This is a genomic window from Cupriavidus gilardii (genome assembly GCF_013347325.1).
Taxonomy (GTDB): domain Bacteria; phylum Pseudomonadota; class Gammaproteobacteria; order Burkholderiales; family Burkholderiaceae; genus Cupriavidus; species Cupriavidus gilardii.
In genome coordinates, this window is sequence record NZ_CP054624.1 from 1,817,061 (window position 1) to 1,835,213 (window position 18,153).

The 18,153-nt window shown below is 66.7% G+C and carries 16 protein-coding genes; 5 read left to right on the forward strand and 11 right to left on the reverse strand.

Annotated features, from left to right (window positions below; all coding sequences use genetic code 11):
• The first annotated feature begins 12 nt into the window (after window positions 1-12).
• The 3 genes from FOB47_RS08210 to FOB47_RS08220 all read left to right on the forward strand — a co-directional run bounded on the left by FOB47_RS08210 (window position 13) and on the right by FOB47_RS08220 (window position 3,879).
• A complete protein-coding gene (locus FOB47_RS08210; protein ID WP_174780565.1) occupies window positions 13-1,731 on the forward strand; it encodes an ABC transporter substrate-binding protein in 1,719 nt (572 codons plus the stop codon).
• Between the two features lie 73 nt (window positions 1,732-1,804).
• Window positions 1,805-2,797, forward strand: coding sequence for an ABC transporter ATP-binding protein (locus FOB47_RS08215; RefSeq protein WP_174780566.1), 993 nt, complete (start codon window positions 1,805-1,807; stop codon window positions 2,795-2,797).
• Between the two features lie 59 nt (window positions 2,798-2,856).
• Window positions 2,857-3,879, forward strand: coding sequence for an ABC transporter ATP-binding protein (locus FOB47_RS08220; RefSeq protein ID WP_174780956.1), 1,023 nt, complete (start codon window positions 2,857-2,859; stop codon window positions 3,877-3,879).
• Between the two features lie 105 nt (window positions 3,880-3,984).
• Here the strand turns inward: FOB47_RS08220 and FOB47_RS08225 are convergent, their stop codons facing one another.
• From FOB47_RS08225 to FOB47_RS08240, 4 genes are all read right to left on the reverse strand, one after another.
• Window positions 3,985-5,223, reverse strand: a complete 1,239-nt coding sequence (locus tag FOB47_RS08225) for a TetR/AcrR family transcriptional regulator (protein ID WP_174780567.1) — start codon at window positions 5,221-5,223, stop codon at window positions 3,985-3,987.
• Window positions 5,224-5,289: 66 nt separating this feature from the next.
• Window positions 5,290-6,852, reverse strand: coding sequence for a class I adenylate-forming enzyme family protein (locus FOB47_RS08230; RefSeq protein ID WP_174780568.1), 1,563 nt, complete (start codon window positions 6,850-6,852; stop codon window positions 5,290-5,292).
• A 203-nt stretch (window positions 6,853-7,055) separates the two neighbouring features.
• Window positions 7,056-7,679 carry an NADPH-dependent F420 reductase gene (locus FOB47_RS08235; RefSeq protein ID WP_244959204.1) on the reverse strand — a complete coding sequence of 208 codons (624 nt, stop codon included), beginning with the start codon at window positions 7,677-7,679 and terminating at the stop codon, window positions 7,056-7,058.
• Between the two features lie 14 nt (window positions 7,680-7,693).
• Entirely contained in the window at window positions 7,694-8,446 is a 753-nt protein-coding gene (locus FOB47_RS08240; protein ID WP_174780569.1) for an SDR family oxidoreductase, read from the reverse strand.
• A gap of 117 nt (window positions 8,447-8,563) precedes the next feature.
• Here FOB47_RS08240 and FOB47_RS08245 point away from each other — a divergent pair, with 117 nt between their 5' ends.
• On the forward strand, window positions 8,564-9,538 hold the full coding sequence (locus FOB47_RS08245; RefSeq protein WP_053824549.1) for a LysR family transcriptional regulator: 975 nt from the start codon (window positions 8,564-8,566) through the stop codon (window positions 9,536-9,538).
• Here the strand turns inward: FOB47_RS08245 and FOB47_RS08250 are convergent.
• From FOB47_RS08250 to cyoA, 7 genes are all read right to left on the reverse strand, one after another.
• Complete coding sequence (locus FOB47_RS08250; RefSeq protein WP_043440636.1) at window positions 9,531-10,046, reverse strand: response regulator transcription factor; 516 nt, start codon at window positions 10,044-10,046, stop codon at window positions 9,531-9,533. The two genes, FOB47_RS08245 and FOB47_RS08250, sit on opposite strands and share 8 nt — an antisense overlap.
• Window positions 10,047-10,113: 67 nt before the next feature.
• A complete protein-coding gene (locus tag FOB47_RS08255) occupies window positions 10,114-11,493 on the reverse strand; it encodes an ATP-binding protein (protein WP_174780570.1) in 1,380 nt (459 codons plus the stop codon).
• A gap of 100 nt (window positions 11,494-11,593) precedes the next feature.
• Complete coding sequence (locus FOB47_RS08260) at window positions 11,594-12,391, reverse strand: SURF1 family protein (protein ID WP_390884880.1); 798 nt, start codon at window positions 12,389-12,391, stop codon at window positions 11,594-11,596.
• Window positions 12,388-12,825, reverse strand: a complete 438-nt coding sequence (cyoD, locus tag FOB47_RS08265; protein WP_174780571.1) for a cytochrome o ubiquinol oxidase subunit IV — start codon at window positions 12,823-12,825, stop codon at window positions 12,388-12,390. The genes FOB47_RS08260 and cyoD overlap by 4 nt, the downstream gene beginning before the upstream one ends.
• Window positions 12,822-13,478, reverse strand: coding sequence for a cytochrome o ubiquinol oxidase subunit III (gene cyoC / locus FOB47_RS08270; RefSeq protein ID WP_006577860.1), 657 nt, complete (start codon window positions 13,476-13,478; stop codon window positions 12,822-12,824). The genes cyoD and cyoC overlap by 4 nt, the downstream gene beginning before the upstream one ends.
• On the reverse strand, window positions 13,471-15,474 hold the full coding sequence (cyoB, locus tag FOB47_RS08275; protein ID WP_053823527.1) for a cytochrome o ubiquinol oxidase subunit I: 2,004 nt from the start codon (window positions 15,472-15,474) through the stop codon (window positions 13,471-13,473). Before cyoB ends, cyoC begins: the two co-directional genes overlap by 8 nt.
• Window positions 15,467-16,624: a ubiquinol oxidase subunit II gene (gene cyoA, locus FOB47_RS08280; RefSeq protein WP_174780572.1), complete on the reverse strand. Its 1,158-nt coding sequence runs from the start codon at window positions 16,622-16,624 to the stop codon at window positions 15,467-15,469. Before cyoA ends, cyoB begins: the two co-directional genes overlap by 8 nt.
• Before the next feature lie 202 nt (window positions 16,625-16,826).
• On the opposite strand from cyoA, the gene FOB47_RS08285 reads away from it, so the two are divergent.
• Window positions 16,827-18,152, forward strand: a complete 1,326-nt coding sequence (locus FOB47_RS08285; protein ID WP_053823526.1) for an MFS transporter — start codon at window positions 16,827-16,829, stop codon at window positions 18,150-18,152.
• Window position 18,153: the final 1 nt, after the last annotated feature.

The window sequence follows — 18,153 nt, forward strand, 5'->3', positions numbered from 1 at the left end:
CAGGAGACAGCGATGATCGACAACGACAAGGCGGTTCGCCGCCCGGCAAAACGGGGAGCGGCGATCGCCGCCGCTGTCGCGCTGGCCCTGGCGGCCGGCAGCGCGCTCGCGCAGGCCGAGGCGCCGAAGTACGGCGGCACCGTGGAGATCGGCTCGGTCTACCCGACCATCTCCGCGCTGTCGTGGGATCTGGCCGACTGGAACTGGAAGCAGAACTACGACACCGGCCAGGTCTACGAGCAGCTGTTCGTCGCCGACCTGAGCAAGGCCAGGCGCAACGGCGGCAAGTACGCGTTCCAGGCCGATGCCTGGCTGCCGGAGGACGCGATCCGCGGCGAGCTGGCCGAATCGTGGAAATGGACCGATCCGCTGACGCTCGAAGTCAAGCTGCGCAAGGGCGTCAAGTTCCCCGCCAAGCCCGGCGTGATGGATGAGCGCGAGCTGGTCGCCGAGGACGTGGTCTTCAGCTACAGCCGGCAGGAGGCCAGCGCCAAGAAGATCCCCACCTATTTCGATCACCTGAGCAAGGTCGAGGCGCGCGACAAGCACACGGTGCTGTTCCGCTTCAAGGAATTCAACGCCGAATGGGACTACCGCTTCGGCTGGGGCTACTACTCGGGAATCATGCCCAAGGAAGTGGCCACCGCGGGCGCCGCGAACTGGAAGAACGTCAACGGCACGGGGCCCTTCACGCTGACGCAGTTCGTGCAGGGCAACGCCAGCACCTACACGAAGAATCCGCAGTACTGGGACAGCGAGCGCATCGGCAACAAGGACTACAAGCTGCCCTTCGTCGACAAAGTGGTGCTGCGCACGATCAAGGACGAAGCCACGCGCAACACGATGCTGCGTACCGGCAAGATCGACATCATGGAGGGCCTGCGCTGGACCGCCGTCGACGAGCTCAAGCGCAGCGCGCCGCAGCTGCAATGGTCGCGCTGGCTGTCGTACACCGGCCAGTATCTGGCGCTGCGGGTCGACACCAAGCCGTTCAACGATATCCGGGTCCGGCGCGCGCTGAACATGGCGGTCAACAAGCAGGAGATCGTCAAGCAGTACTACGGCGGCAACGCCGAACTGTTCGCCTATCCGCAGCATCCCGACTACGGCGGCTACTACGAGCCGCTCAGCGCGATGCCGGACAACGTCAAGGAGCTGTTCACCTACAACCCCGACAAGGCGCGCAAGCTGCTGGCCGAGGCCGGCTATCCGAAGGGCTTTACCTTCAAGGTGCAGGTCTGCGCCTGCAGCCCCGACCATATGGAGCTGCTGCCGCTGATCGCCGCCTACCTCGAACAGGTGGGCGTGCGGATCCAGATCCAGCCGATGGAGTACGGCGCCTTCCTGTCGGCGATGACGACCAAGACCAATGCGCCCGGCTACATGATGAACAACGGCCATACCAATCCGACCACGACGATTCGCAAGAGCTTCGTCAGCGGCCAGGTGTGGAACGCCTCGCAATGGAACGATCCGAAGTTCGACAAGCGCGTCGAGGAGGCCTTCGAGCTGCGCGACGTCGGCAAGCGGCAGGAGGCGCTGCGCGCGCTGACGCGCGAGATCGTTGCGCAGGCCCCATATATCTGGCTGCCGACGCAGTACGTCTATACGGCCTGGTGGCCGTGGGTCAAGAACTACGGCGGCGAGCTGCGCGCCGGCGCGGTGCGGCCCGGACCGATCTACGCGCGGCTGTGGATCGATCAGGAGATGAAGAAGAAGATGGGCTTCTGAGCCCAAGCCCGCCGACGCTCGCCGGCAGCTTTGCCCGCTGCCGGCGCCAACCTCGCACCACCAGGAGCAAGCGATGACGCAGCCGATCCTGCAGGTCCGCGACCTGACCACGCGGTTTCGTACCGATCGCGGCGTGGTCACCGCGGTCGACCAGGTCTCCTTCGACGTGGCGCCCGGAGAGACGCTCGCCATCGTCGGCGAATCGGGCTCCGGCAAGAGCGTGACCGCGCTGTCGATCCTCGGCCTGATCCCGCGTCCACCCGGTTCGATCGACCGCGGCGAGATCCTGTTCGATGGGCAGGACCTGCTCAAGCTCGATGCCGACGCGATGAGGGCGATCCGCGGCAATCGCATCGCGATGATCTTCCAGGAGCCGATGTCGTCGATGAATCCAGCGCTGACGATCGGCAAGCAGATCGCCGAGCCGATCCAGCTGCATCAGAAGCTGCCATGGAAGACCGCGCTGGGCATGGCCGCCGACCTGCTCGGCCAGGTGCAGATTCCCGAGCCGGCCAGCCGCCTGAACGCCTATCCGCATCAGTTCTCCGGAGGCATGCGGCAGCGCGCGATGATCGCGATGGCGCTGGCCTGCAAGCCGCAGCTGATCATCGCCGACGAGCCGACCACCGCGCTCGACGTCACGGTACAGGCGCAGATCCTCGATCTGCTGAAGGATCTGGCGCAGCGGCTCGGCACCGCGCTGATCCTGATCACGCACGACCTTGGCGTGGTGGCGCGCTACGCCGACCGTGTCGCGGTGATGTACGGCGGGCGCCTGGTCGAGATGGCCTCGGCCGACGATCTGTACCGCGCGCCGCGCCACCCGTACACGCGCGGGCTGATGGCCTGTGTGCCGCGCCTCGATGGCGACACCAACCAGGCGCTGGTGCCGATCGAGGGCCAGCCGCCCGACCTGACCGCCCTCGGTCCCGGCTGCGCCTTCCAGCCGCGCTGCGCGCTGGCCCAGGCGCAATGCCGCGTCACGCGCCCGCTGCTGCGGACTACCGCCGACAGCCGCGGCGTATCCGTTCATCTGAATGCCTGCCATCTGCAGGAGACGCCATGACCGCCACCGCCGCGCTCGATACGCCCGCCACGCAGGACGGCGCCTGGAACACCAGCGACATGCCACCCGCCGCGCCTGCCCCGACGCCCCGCGCTCGCACCATCGGCCGCGAGATCCTGCGCGTGCAGGATCTGAAGGTGCATTTCCCCGTCATGCGCGGCGTGGTGTTCAAGCGTCAGGTCGGCTCGGTCAGGGCCGTCGACGGCGTGTCGTTCACGCTGCGCCAAGGAGAAACGCTGTGCCTGGTCGGCGAGAGCGGCTGCGGCAAGTCGACCACCGGACTGGCGATCCTGAAGATGCTGGCGGCCAGCGGCGGACGCATCGACTACGACGGCACCGATCTCGCGCAGATGACACGCGCGCAGGAGAAGCACTTCCGCCGCAGCGTGCAGATGGTCTACCAGGACCCGTTCGGTTCGTTGAACCCGCGCATGAAGGTGCGCGACATCGTGGCCGAGCCGCTGGAGATCCATGGCATGGCCGGCGATCGCGCGGCCACGCGGGCGCGCGTCGGCGAGCTGCTGGAGATGGTCGGGCTGCTGCCGTACATGGCGGACCGCTATCCGCATGAGTTCTCCGGCGGGCAGCGCCAGCGCATCGGCATCGCGCGGGCGCTGGCACTGAAGCCCGGCGTGATCGTCTGCGACGAGCCAGTGTCGGCGCTGGACGTCTCGATCCAGGCGCAGGTGGTCAACGTCTTCATGGACCTGCAGCGGCGGCTTGGGCTGTCGTACCTGTTCATCGCGCACGACCTGGCGGTGGTGCGCCATATCAGCGACCGCATCGCGGTGATGTATCTGGGCCGCATCGTCGAGATCGCCGATCGGGACGCGCTCTATGCGCAGCCGCGCCATCCGTACACGCAGGCGCTGCTGTCGGCCGTGCCGGTGGCCAATGTCCAGGCGGAGCGGCAGCGCAAGCGCATCGTGCTGCGTGGCGAGGTCCCGAGTCCGATGCATCCGCCGTCGGGCTGCCGCTTCCATACGCGTTGCCCGGTGGCGATGGAACGCTGCAAGTCGCAGGAGCCGGCGCTGCGCGACAGCGGCGACGGGCAGATGGTGGCGTGCCATCTGTATGACTGATCTTGACGGCTGACCTCGGCGGCTGATCTTTACGGCTCGTCTTGACGGCTGGCCGGCTCGGTCGACCGAGCCGGCGGCGCCGATCTCCGCAGCACCGCCACGCCGCTACGCCGGCGACAGTATGCCCATCAGCAGCGGCCGCACGAACAGATCGGCCGCGTTGTCCGCCGAGGCATCGCGCACCCAGCGGCGCAGCTCGACCGCGGCGTTGATCATGCCGTTGATCTGCAGCGCCGCGATCGATTGGTCGAGCGGCCGGATCGAGCCGTCCTGCATGCCCTGCACCAGAAATCGCACGAAGCGCGCCGACAGCCGGTTCATCGTCAGCATCTTCTCCTTGCGCATTTCCTCGGGCAAGGCGCCATAGATGGTCAGCCGCAGCAGCGGCCCCTGGCTGGAGAACTGGTAGTGGACCAGCGCGCGCGTGACCGCGCACAGCTTGTCCCAGCCGGTACCGGGCCCGTTCTCGACCAACGTCTGCGTGCTGCGTATCACGTCGAACATCCGGTCGAAGCAGGCGCCGATCAGGTCGTCCTTGTTCTCGTTGTGGTGGTAGAACGAACCCTTGGTCAGATTGAGCCGGGCGGAGATGCGGTCGGCCGAGGCGCCGCGGTAGCCCTGCTCGTTCAGCAGTTCGGTGGCCGCGCGCAGGAAGGCCTGCTGCGTGGTCTCGGGCTGGTCCAACGACGGCAGCAGCGCGGCGGTATCGAGCGTCGGCTGCCAGCGCGCCGTGCGCGAGCCGATGCCATGCAGCAGCAGATCGATCACCGACTCGGCGACCTTCGGATAGTCCTCGGGTTCGTAGCGCTCGATCCAGACCATCGCCCCGGTCGCCAGCGACAGCAGCAGGTGGGCGCGCGCGCTCAGCACGCTGCGCTCGGCCGCGTCGACCGGCGTGCGCTCGCGCAGCAGCTGGCGGATGCGGCGGAACATGTCGTTGTACGCGCTGAACGCGACCTCGGCATGGCTGTCGGGCAGCGTGCGGATCTCGCGAAAGCTCATCAGCTCCGGACGCTCGCCGGTGGCCGTCAACGCGAGCCGAGCAAAGAACAAACGGATAAACCCTGCCACCCGCTCGCCCGGCGTCGGCAGCGCGCCAGCCTGCGCCGCGATGCCGACCATCTCGTCGATGGTCCGCAACAGGCAGGCGACCACCAGGTCTTCCTTCTTGCGGTAGTAGTAGGTGATGCTGTTGGTGCTCAGGCCGACATCCTGCGCAACGTCCGACAGCGTGGTGCCGCGCACGCCCTTGCGATTGAAGCGCACCGCGGCCGCATCGAGAATGGTCTCGCGCTTCTCGACATAGCGGCGCGTCGGGCGGGCTTCGACAGGATCCTTGAGCATGGAGGAGTGCGTGGGCGGTCGATCGGTCGGCGGATTATAGCGGGCGGCTCGGCCACCCGAACGGCCTCATGCCAACGCCCTGCCCCCGCGAAACCCATCCCGCAGCTCGCGCTTGAGCACCTTGCCGATCGCGCTGCGCGGCAGCTGCGCGCACAGTTCCAGCGCGGCGAGCCGCTGCGTCTTGCCGACCTGCGCATTGACCCATTCGCGCAGCGCCTCGGCATCGACGGCCGCACCCTCGCGCAGCACCACGAAGGCCACCGGCGTCTCGCCCCAGCTTTGCGACGGCACGCCGACCACCGCGCATTCGACCACGTCCGCATGCTGCTGCAGCACCGCCTCGAGGTCGCTCGGATAGATATTGAAGCCGCCGCTGATGATCATGTCCTTCTTGCGGTCCATCAGCGTCAGGAAACCATCCTCGTCGAAGCGGCCCACGTCGCCCGTACGGATGAAGCGCTTGCCGGTCGCGTCGTACCACTCCGCGGCGGCGGTCTTGTCGGGCTGCTTGTGATAGCCCGTCATGATGGTGTTCGAATGCCCGACCACTTCGCCGATCTGGCCCACCGGCACTTCGTTGCCGTCGTCGTCGATCAGCCGGATGTCGTGCCCTTCCATCGGCTTGCCGACCGTATGCAGCTTGTCCGGGAATTCATGCGCGGCCAGCACGCAGCTGCCGCCGCCTTCGGTCATGCCGTAGTACTCGACCAGTCCACCGGGCCAGCGACGCAGGATGTCGGCCTTCAGCGCGGCGGACAGCGGCGCGCTGGTCGAGAACTTCATCCGGAACGACGACAGGTCGTAGCGATCGAAATCCTCGCGGGCCAGCAGCCGCTGGTATTGCACCGGCACCAGCATCGCGTGGGTGACGCGATGCCGCTCGGCCAGTTCGAGATAGCGCTGCGCGTCGAATTTCGGCATCAGCACCACGGTGCCGCCGAGCGCCAGCGTCGGAATGAAGCTGACCAGCGTGGTGTTCGAATACAGCGGCGTGGCGATCAGCGTCACCGCATCGGCTCCGTAGCCGCCCGTCTCGTTGACGCGGCGGATCTGGTTCCAGCGCAGCGCGTGGTCGTGCACGATGCCCTTGGGCGCGCCCGTGGTACCGGACGAATAGATGATGTTGAAGACCTGCCCCTGGCGCAGCGGCGTCTCGCGCGGCCGGCTGCCGGCGGGCGCCAGCCAGTCGGCGAATGCGACGCCGGTCTGCGCGCCGCCCAGTCCGATGCGCGGCACCGTGGCCTCGATACCTGCGCCCTGCAATGCGTCGAGCACCGGGGCGTCGAGGAACAGCAGCTTTGCGTCGGAGTCGGCGATCATGCCGGCCAGCGCCGGCGGCGTCGACGACGGTGCGAGCGGCGCGATGGCGACGCCGGCACGCAGCCCGCCGAGGAATACCGCCGCATACTCGATCGACGCGGCGGCGCAGATCGCCAGCGCATCGCCCGGCTGCAACCCGTCGCGCTGCAGGGCCGCGGCCACGCGGTCGACCAGCCCGTCGAATTCGCGATACGACAGGCTGGTACGGTCATCGATGACCGCGGGATGCTCGGGGCGGGCGTTGGCGTGGGCACGGACGCAGTCGGCGAGATTGCCGAGCGGCTGGTCCAGCAGGGATTCGATCTGCATGGGCGCAAAGTCTCCTTGATCGGGGCCGGCCAGGCGGATTTGCCGTCGCGGCGAACGCGGCCGACCTTCTTTTCTAAATCGCTGCCGGCCATTGTAAGCGCTGCACTATCGCCCTGCAGCTATCGCTTCCACGGAGTATCGCGACCATACCGAAACAACGAATCGATAAAGCCGCGGCACTCCGGGAGGCGCGCGAGCGCCTGTTACCGCGCGTCGATCGCGACCAGGTTCAGCGCGGCCAGCGGTCCGCCGGGAAACTGGTGCTGGCGTCCGCCGGCATCGAGCGTGCCGAGATCGATGCCGAGAAAACCCAGCCGCGCGATCAGCGTGGCCACCTCGGCCTTGGCGCCGGCATCGTCGCCCGACAGGAACAGCACGCGGCGACCGCCGTCGGCCTGCGGATCGCCCGACACCAGTGCGGGCTGCAGATGATTGAACGCCTTGACGACACGGGCGCCCGGCACGAGGCCGGCAAACACCGCCGTCGACGAGATGCCATGCAGGTCCACGGGGCGAAACAGCGGCGCTTCGATCGGATTGTTGGCATCGATCACGATCCGGCCGCCGAAATGGGGCAGTCCCGCCAGTGCCGCCGGCAGCTTGGACCAATTCACGGCAACCAGCACGATGTCCTGCGCCGCGGCTTGCTCGCGCGTGCCCGCGCGAATCGATGGGCCGATCGCCCGTAGGGCGTCCTGCAGCGTGTCCGGGCCCCGGCTGTTGGCGATCACCGCTTCGATGCCGTGGCGGGCCAGCGCCTTCGCAAACGCGGTGCCGATCGCGCCGGCACCGATGATGCCGATGGTCTTGCCGATGTCGTTACGCATGACTGTCTCCTGGCTCAGGCCGTGAAGCCGCCGTCCGCGACGATATCGGCTCCGGTCACGAAAGCTGCGTCGGGCCCGGCGAGGAAGGCGACCACGCCGGCGATCTCGCCCGGCTGACCGTACCGGCCCAGGGCAATGCCGGGGCCGACGATCTCGCTGACCGGGCCGCCATCGGGATTCATGTCGGTATCGGTCGGGCCGGGATGGACCGTATTGACGGTGATGCCCTTCGGGCCGAGGTCGCGTACCAGGCTGCGGTTGAAGCCCGCAATGGCGCCCTTGGTCAGGGTATAGAGCGACGCTGTTGGAAAGGCCGCGTACCGCGTCATCGACGAGCCGATATGAATCACGCGGCCACCGGGCTTCATCTGCCGCACGGCTTCCTGGGTGGCGACGAATACGCCCGTCACGTTGACCGCGATCATCCGTTCATAGGTCTCGAACGGGATGTCCTCGATGGCGCCGCCCAGGCCCAGGCCGGCGTTGTTGACAAGAATGTCGATGCCGCCGAAGGCCTCGACCGTCCCGGTCACTGCCCGACGCACGGCGGACGGGTCGCCGGCGTCGGCGGCAATCGCGATGGCGCGGCCTCCGGCCGCCACGATGTCGTCCACGACAGCGGCGGCCTTGTCGGGTGATGCGCTGTAGGTCAGCGCGACGGCCGCGCCGTCGGCGGCGAGCCGGCGGGCAATGGCGGCGCCGATGGAGCGCGAGCCGCCGGTCACGAGGGCCGTCTTGCCGGCCAGGGGAAGAATCTGTTGCGTCATGGCTGTTTCTCCGTAGGTCAATCGAAAAGGTGTGAACGGAGTATGGGCGGCGGATTGCCCGATGTTTAGCCAGCAATGACCGGAATGATTTTCAAGTGTTCATATAAGATGAACGGCATGGAGACCCTCGCGAATCTCGAATCGTTCGTCCGCAGCGCCGAATCGGGCAGCTTTTCTGCTGCCGGCCGCCGGCTGGCGCTGACGCCGGCCGCGGTCAGCCGCAATGTGGCCATGCTGGAGCGCAATCTCGGTGTCAGGCTGTTTCAGCGCTCGACGCGCAAGCTGACGTTGACCGAGGCGGGCGAGCGCTTCCTCGCGGCCATCGGCGGCAACCTGGAGGCGCTGCAGGCGGCCATTGCCACCGTCTCCAGCGATCGAGGCGAGCCCGCCGGCGTGCTCAAGCTGAGCCTGGCGCCTTCTTTCGGCGTGACCTGGGTGATGCCGCTGCTGCCCGAATTTCTTGCCCGCTATCCCGCAATCCGGCCCGAATGGCACTTCGACAATCGTGCGGTCGACCTGATCGCCGAAGGATTCGACGCCGCCATCGGCGGAGGCTTTGAACTGGCGGCGGGGATGGTGTCCCGCACGCTGGCGCCCGCGCATGTGATCGCCGTCGCATCGCCGGCGTACTTGCGGGGGCGCACGTTGCCGACCCATCCATCGATGCTGCAATCGCTGGATGGCATCGTCATGCGATCGGGACGTACGGGGCGTACCCGCCAGTGGGTCATGCGCGATGCCGCCGGCGACGAGCAGGGAATCGAGATGCAAGAGCGGATCGTCCTCAACGATCCGGCCGCCATGCGCGAAGCTGCCTTGCAAGGACTTGGCGTGACGCTGCTGGCAGTGCCCGATGTGCTGCCGTGGCTGGAGCGCGGCGAACTGGTCCGCGTCCTGCCACAGTGGTACGCCGATGCGGGAGCGATCTCGCTGTACTACCCCACGCGCACGCTGCTGCCGGCCAAGACGCGTGTATTCGTCGACTATGTAGTGGAGGTCTTTCGCCGCGAGCGGCTGGCGGAGCGGTTTGCTGGCAGCCTCGGCGGCCTGCGCCACGAGGGCCGGGGAAGGCCGCGGCGCGGCCTTACTTGATCCGCTGCTTCTCGAGCTTGCGCGCCAGCGTGCGGCGATGCATGCCGAGCCGGCGCGCCGCCTCGGAGATATTGAAGCCCGTTGCGGCCAGCGTCTCGTGGATGTGCTCCCACTCGAGCGTCTTGATCGAGGTAGGGCGGCCGGTGACCTCGACGTCGACGTCGCCGGTGGCGCGCTCGAAGGCGGCCTCGATGTCGTCGGTAGTCGACGGCTTGGCCAGATAGTGGCAGGCGCCCAGCTTGACGGCCTCGACCGCGGTGGCGATGCTGGCGTAGCCGGTCAGCACGACAATCAGCATGTCGGCATCGTGCGCATGCAGCGCCTGCACGCAGGCCAGGCCCGAGGCCTCGCCCTTGAGCTTCAGGTCCACCACCGCATAGCCGGGCGAATGTTCCTTCAGCAGTTCGTTCATCCCTTCGAGGCTGGTCGCATGCAGGACCTGATAGCCGCGCCGTTCGAACGAGCGGCGCAGCGTGCGGGCGAAGGCGGCGTCGTCCTCGACGATCATCAGCACGCGTCCGGCCTCGTCCTGCGTCTGCGCCGGTTGGCCGGCCGCCGCGGCGCCGCGCTCGGGATCATTGGGCAGCATCTTCGGCCTCCTCTTCCAGCGTGATTGCCGCCAGCGGCAGCTTCATCGTGACCATCGCCCCGCCCTGCGGACGGTTGTGCGCGGCCACACTGCCGCCCAGCGTGCGAGCAACATTGACGACCAGGAACAGCCCCAACCCGCCGCCCGGCCGGCCCTTGCTCGACTGATAGGGCTTGCCCAGGCGCTCGAGCATCTGCGGGGCGAAACCGGGGCCTTCGTCGAGGACCGACAGCACCAGCGTATCATCCTCGCGCCGCACGTCGAAGCCGACCCAGCGCGGCGACGCCTCCAGCGCGTTGTCCAGCACGTTGCAGACCATCTGCTTGATCGCCGAGTCCGACAGGATCGGCAGGTCCGGGCCGAAGCGGTAGTCGTAGGAGAACTCGGCGACCGGCCGGGTCGCGCGCCATTCCGCAACGAGGTCGTCGACGAAGCGGCGCACCGTGGTTTCGGTCAGCGCCTCGCCGCGCGCCTCGCCCGCGGACAGCAGGATGCCGCTGACGATCGACTTGCAGCGCTGCACCTGTGTCTGCATCTCGCCGAGCTCCTGCAGCAGCTCGGGGTCCTTCGAGAACGGTTCCATGCGGCGCCAGTCGGACAGGATCACCGCCAGCGTGGCCAGCGGCGTGCCCAGTTCATGCGCGGCCCCCGAGGCCAGCAGGCCCATGCGGACGATATGTTCTTCCTCGGCGGCGCGCTGGCGCAGGTCGGCCAGATGCTCGTCGCGGGCACGCAGATTGCGCATGATCCGCGTGATGAAGACCACCAGCAGCGCCGCGTTCAACACGAAGCAGATCAGCATCCCCTGGATGTAGAGGCTGCCGAGCCCCTGCTCGTGGTCCGGCGGCAGCGCCAGCGGCTTGCCGACCAGCGCCAGGCCGGCGAAGCACGACGCGGTGACCACCACGATGACCCAGATTGACCATGCCTGCAGCAGCACCGCGCCGAGGATCACCTGCAGCAGATAAAGAAAGACGAAGGGGTTGGAGGCGCCGCCGCTCAGATACAGCAGCGCGGTCAGCATGCCGATATCGACCAGCAGCGAGACGAACAGCTGCGTCTGCGAGACCTCGGCGACGACAAAGCGCAGCCGCAGCAGACTCAGCGCGTTGAAGGCGATCAGCCCGAGCAGCACCGCCAGCATCTGGTTGACCGGCAGCGGCACGTCGAGGCCGAAATGCACGACGCTGATGGTGGCAACCTGCCCCAGCACCGCGATCCAGCGCAGCTCGATCAGCTGCTCCATGTTCTTGCGGGCGGTGGCGTCGAGCGCGCGCTCGCCGCGGCGCGCCGGGGCCGGAGCGCCGTTGGGCGCCGCCAGCGTGGCGCCGGCGGGCTTCGGCGGGGAATCGGTGGAAAGAGGCATCGTCAGGGTCGAAGCAGGATGGCAGCGGCGTTCGCAGCGTACCGCCGCGGCGCCGCGGGTCAGTGCATGCCGTGCGAACCGGCATGCCCCGCATTGTCCCTCATCGGCCGCGGCGCAGCCGCAGTTCCTCACGGCCGACGTACCAGGCGGCGCCCAGCACCATCAGCGCCAGCCCGTACCAGGTCAACGCATAGACCAGATGGCTGTTGTGGAAGGTCACCACGGTCAGCCCGCCGACCGGCCAGCGGCGCGATGCGCCCGATGCGCCAAACGCCTCCGGCGGGCCGGCATCGGCATCGATGAAGTAAGGCGCGACCCGCTCCAGTTCGCGAGCGGCGGCGATCGCCTGCACATCGCGGGAGTACCAGCGGTCGGCGGCCGGATCGTTGCGGCGCAGAAAGCCCCCGCCCGGCTGGGTGATCCGCAGCAGGCCGGTGACCGTGGTTTCACCGGTCGGCTCATCCTTGGCCCGGCTCTCGCGCGAGCGGAATTCCGGCGGCACGAAGCCGCGGTTGATCAGCACCACGGTGCCGTCGCGCATCCGCATCGGCGTCATCACCCAGAATCCGCCGCCCAGCGCGGTCGCGGCCTGCACCAGCGTCTCGCGGTCGTGCAGGAAGGTGCCGCTCACGCGTACATGCCGGTATTCGTCGGCCGCGGCACGGATCAGCGGCCATCGCTCGGGCGCCGGTGCGTCGACCGGCGGCGCATGGACGCGCGCCTCGACGCGTTCGATCAGGTCCAGCTTCCAGGCGCGGCGCTCGACCTGCCAGGTGCCCAAGGCAAACAGCCCGGCGAAAGCCAGTACCGCCAGCAGCGCCAGCACCGCGAGGGCGGCCGGGCTGCGGGGAACGGGCTTGCGATCCGGGCTGTGTTTTACAGGTCGAGGCGAGGTCAAGGCATCGATTTCATGTCGTGCGTCATCGTCGGCATCATATTCGTGTTCATGTGATACATGACCCAAAGCGAGCCGGCCAGCGTGATGACGACCAGGATGATCGTGAAGATCAGCGCCAGCATGTTCCAGCCACCTTCCGACTTGGTGTTCATGTGCAGGAAGTAGATCATGTGGACCACGATCTGCACGGCGCCGAAGCCGAGGATCACCAGCGCGGTGGTGTTCTGATTGTCGATGACCTGGCCCATCACCAGCCAGAACGGGATCGCCGTCAGGATCACCGACAGCACGAAGCCGATCACATAGCTCTTGAGGGTGCCATGCGCGGCGCCATCGTCGTGATCGTGGTGATCGTCGTGGCCATGGCCATGATCGCCGTGATGACCGTGGCCCTTGTCGGCCAGGTTCGAGAACGAATAGTCGTGGGCGCTCATACCATCACTCCCATCAGATAGACGAAGGTAAACACGCCGATCCAGACCACATCCAGAAAGTGCCAGAACAGCGACAGGCACATCAGGCGACGCTTGTTGGCCGCGATCAGGCCGTGCTTGTTCAGCTGGAACATCAGCGTGATCAGCCAGATGATGCCGAAGGTCACGTGCAGGCCGTGGGTGCCGACCAGCGTGAAGAACGACGACAGGAACGCGCTGCGCTGCGGCACCGCGCCTTCGTGGATCAGGTGCGAGAACTCGTACAGCTCCAGGCCGACGAAGGCCGCGCCCAGCAGGCCGGTGATGGCCAGCCACACCATCGTGCCCTTGAGCTTGTTGCGCTGCATCTCCAGCATCGCGAAGCCGTAGGTGATCGACGACAGCAGCAGCATCGACGTGTTCAGCGCCACCAGCGGCAGGTCGAACAGGTCGGCGCCCGACGGGCCCGCCGCATAGCTGCGGCCGAGCACGCCGTGCACGGCGAACAGGCAGGCGAAGATGAGGCAGTCGCTCATCAGGTACAGCCAGAAGCCCAGCATCGTCCCGTTCTGCGGATGATGCTCGGTCGGCAGGTAGAAGCGCAGCTCGTTGGAGCCGCCGCGGACCGGCGCGCCGCTGGCGCCGGCCGGTTGGGTTGCAATGGTGTCAAGCATGTTGTGCAAGCAGGCGGGTGCGTTCTTCCTCGGTGCGGACGACGTGCTCCGCCGGGATGTAGTAGTCACGCTGGTAGTTGAAGGTGTGGCCGATCGCGACCGCCAGCAGGGCGACGAACGCAACCGCGGCCGGCAGCCACATGTGCCAGATCAGCGCGAAGCCCAGCACCGTCGACAGGCCGGCGAGGATGATGCCCGCACCGGTGTTCTTCGGCATGTGGATCGGCAGGAAGCCCTTCTGCGGACGCTCGTAGCCGCGGTCCTTCATCTGCCACCAGGCGTCGTTGTCGTGCACTACCGGCGTGAACGCGAAGTTGTACGCGGGCGGCGGCGACGAGGTCGACCATTCCAGCGTGCGGCCATCCCACGGATCGCCGGTCACGTCGCGCAGCTGGGCACGGCGCTTGAAGCTGACCACCAGCTGGATCAGGAAGGCGGCGATGCCGATCGCGATCAGGAACGCGCCGACGGCGGCGACCTGGAACCAGATCTGCAGCGACGGATCGGTGAAGTGGCTGACGCGGCGGGTCACGCCCATCAGGCCCAGCACGTACAGCGGCATGAACGCGGCATAGAACCCGACCAGCCAGAACCAGAACGAGACCTTGCCCCAGAAATCGTCGAGCTTGAAGCCGAACGCCTTCGGGAACCAGTAGTTGATGCCGGCGAACAGGCCGAACAGCACGCCACCGATGATCACGTTGTGGAAGTGGGCGATCAGGAACAGGCTGTTATGCAGCACGAAGTCGGCGGGCGGCACGGCGAGCAGCACGCCGGTCATGCCACCGATCACGAAGGTGACCATGAAGCCCACGGTCCACAGCATCGGCACTTCGAAGCGGATGCGGCCGCGGTACATCGTGAACAGCCAGTTGAAGATCTTCGCCCCGGTCGGGATCGAGATGATCATCGTCGTGATGCCGAAGAACGAGTTGACGCTGGCGCCCGAACCCATCGTGAAGAAGTGGTGCAGCCAGACCAGGTACGACAGCACCGTGATCACGACCGTCGCGTACACCATCGACGCATAGCCGAACAGGCGCTTGCGGCAGAAGGTCGACACCACTTCCGAGAAGATACCGAACGCCGGCAGGATCAGGATGTACACCTCGGGGTGGCCCCAGATCCAGATCAGGTTCACGTACATCATCGGGTTGCCGCCGAAGTCGTTCGTGAAGAAGTTGGTGCCGACATAGCGGTCCAGCGACAGCAGCGCGAGCACGGCCGTCAGCACCGGGAAGGCGGCGACGATCAGCACGTTGGTGCACAGCGAGGTCCAGGTGAAGACCGGCATCTTCATCATCGTCATGCCCGGGGCGCGCATCTTGACGATGGTCACCAGCAGGTTGACGCCTGACAGCAAGGTACCGATCCCCGCTATCTGCAAGGCCCAGATGTAGTAGTCGACCCCCACGTCCGGACTCTGCAGGATGCCCGACAGCGGCGGATAGGCCAGCCAGCCGGTCTTGGCGAATTCGCCGACGAACAGCGACACCATCACCAGCACGGCGCCGGCGGTGGTCATCCAGAAGCTGAAGTTGTTCAGGAACGGGAAGGCCACGTCGCGCGCGCCGATCTGCAGCGGCACCACGTAGTTCATCAGGCCGGTGACCAGCGGCATCGCCACGAAGAAGATCATGATCACGCCGTGGGCGGTGAAGATCTGGTCGTAGTGATGCGGCGGCAGATAGCCCATGTTGTCGCCGAAGGCGATCGCCTGCTGCAGACGCATCATGATCGCGTCGGCGAAGCCGCGCAGCAGCATCACCAGGCCGAGCACCATGTACATGATGCCGATCTTCTTGTGGTCGATGCTGGTGAACCACTCGCGCCACAGGTAGCCCCAGGCGCGGAAATAGGTCAGCGCGCCGACGAGCGTCAGCCCGCCGAGCACGACCGCCGCGAAGGTGGCGATCAGGATGGGCTCGTGCAGCGGGATCGCCTCCCAGGAGAGACGGCCGAAAATGAGCTTGGTGAGGTCGAAACTGTCAAGCATGCTGGTCAACGCCGGCTACAGCGCGTTGTGTAAGAGGAAGCTGGGGAAGCGTCACGGCGGCGGATTCGCCGGCCGGCGCAAAGGTGGACGCGGCCGGGCCGAAGGCACCGGAGCCGTCCGGATCGGCGACCGTGCACATGCCGCCGACATAGCTGCGCACCGGCGCATCCTGCAAGCCAAGGCGCGCGCGCGTGGCGGGGTCGAGCGTGGCGACGTTGAAGGCGCCGGGCTTGCCCTGGCCGCCCTGCTCGTCGATCGCCATCATTTCGTTCATGCACATGCGGTTCGCTTCGACGCAGCGGTTCAGGATCTTGTCGTACAGGCCCTTGTCGACGCTGGCGTAGTAGCGCACCGGCTCGCGTTCGCTCGGTTGCTCCAGCTTCAGATAATCCTCGCGCGTCAGGGTCTGGCCGCTGGCCTTGGCCTTGGCGATCCACTGCTCGAAGCCCTGCTCGTCCAGGCCATGGAACTTGAAGCGCATGCCCGAGAAGCCGGCACCGCTGTAGTTTGCCGACAGGCCTTCGTATTCGCCCGGCCGGTTGATCACCGCGTGCAGCTTGGTCTCCATGCCAGGCATCGCGTAGATCTGCCCCGCCAGTGCCGGCACGAAGAACGAGTTCATCACGGTCGAGGCGGTGATCTTGAACTGGATTGGCCGGTCGACCGGCGCCGCCATTTCATTGACCGTGGCGATGCCCTGCTCCGGATAGAAGAACAGCCACTTCCAGTCCAGCGCCACCACTTCCACCGTCAACGGCTTGACGTTGGTCGGCAGCGAACGCTTGGCGTCGATCCGCTCCAGCGGCCGGTACGGGTCCAGCGCATGGGTGCTGACCCAGGTGATCGCGCCCAGCGCGATGATGATCAGCAGCGGCGCCGACCAGATCACCAGTTCCAGCACCGTGGAATGGTCCCAGTCGGGCGAGTAGGTGGCGTTCTTGTTCGAGGCCCGATACTTCCAGGCAAAGAACAGCGTCAGCGCGATCACCGGGACGATGATCAGCAGCATCAGCGCCGTGGAGATGTATATTAGGTTACGTTGCTGTACCGCAATGTCACCCGAAGGAGACAACAACACAGCATTACAACCTGTCAATAGGGTAATGGCGGGCAGCAAAATCAACCCGCGAATGGTATTAATGAGGGGCATTGCCGGCAGAGGAAATAGCGTAGCCGTCTTGGGGGAGACTGGTACTACGAATGCTTCGGGTGCGACGGGCGCAGCTGTTACAACCGAGGCGGAATGTACTCTATTCGGCAAGCGCGGAGAATTGGACATTTTGTCCCAATGGTCGCGGCGCCTGGCGGGCGCGTCCGTCCGGCGTAGCGCTATCCTGATTTAGCGAGGAAGCATGTCGAGTATCACGCACGATTCGCAAGCGCCTTTCCCTTCACTCGCCGCCAGCGACGACCGACCGCATTCGCCGGTCGCCCCAAGCGAGATCGCCACCGGCGTCGTCATCGGCCGGGCCTCCGAGTACTTCGACTTCTTTGTCTACGGCATCGCCTCGGTACTGGTGTTCCCGTCCGTGTTCTTCCCGTTCGTCGGGCGGCTGGAAGGGACGCTCTACGCCTTTACCATCTTCGCGATCGCCTTTTTCGGGCGCCCGCTCGGTACCGCGCTGTTCATGGCGATCCAGCGGCGCTGGGGCCGCGGCGTCAAGCTGACCGCGGCGCTGTTCCTGCTGGGCTGCTCGACGGTCGGCATCGCCTTCCTGCCCGGCTATGCGGCGCTCGGCGAAAACGCGATCGTGATGCTGGCGGTATTTCGCTTCCTGCAAGGCGTGGCCTTCGGCGGCTCCTGGGACGGCCTGCCGTCGCTGCTGGCGCTGAACGCGCCGCCCGACCGGCGCGGCTGGTACGCGATGCTGGGCCAGCTCGGCGCGCCGATCGGCTTCCTGGTCGCCAGCGGCCTGTTCCTGTACCTGCACGCCAACCTGGCGGCCGACGACTTCCTGGCGTGGGGCTGGCGCTACCCGTTCTACGTGGCCTTCGCCATCAACGTGGTCGCGCTGTTCGCCCGGCTGCGCCTGGTGGTGACCGAGGAGTACACCCGGTTGCTGGAGGAAGGCGAGCTCGAGCCGATCAGCACCCGGGAAATGGTGCGCGGCCAGGGCTACAACATCTTCATCGGCGCCTTCGCCGCGCTGGCCAGCTACGCGCTGTTCCACCTGGTGACGGTGTTCCCGCTGTCCTGGCTGGCGCTGCAGGCGACCCAGAGCGTCAACAGCGTGCTGAAGGTGCAGATCGCCGGCGCGCTGGTCGGCATCGTCGGCACCATCCTGTCCGGCTGGATCGCCGACCGCATCGGCCGGCGCACGACGCTGGGCTTGCTGGCGACGCTGATCGGCGTGTTCAGCCTGTTCACGCCGATGCTGCTCGGCGGCGAGGAGGCGGGGCAGGACCTGTTCATCCTGATCGGCTTCCTGCTGCTCGGCCTGTCGTATGGCCAGGCTTCGGGCACCGTGACCTCGAACTTCGAACGGCGCTTCCGCTATACCGGCGCCGCGCTGACCTCGGATTTCGCCTGGCTGTTCGGCGCGGCCTTCGCCCCGCTCGTTGCGCTGGGCCTGTCGGTCAAGTTCGGCCTGGTCGCGGTCAGCATCTACCTGCTGTCCGGCGTCGCTTGCACGGTGCTGGCGCTGCGCATCAATCGCGCGCTGGAAACACGCGACTGAC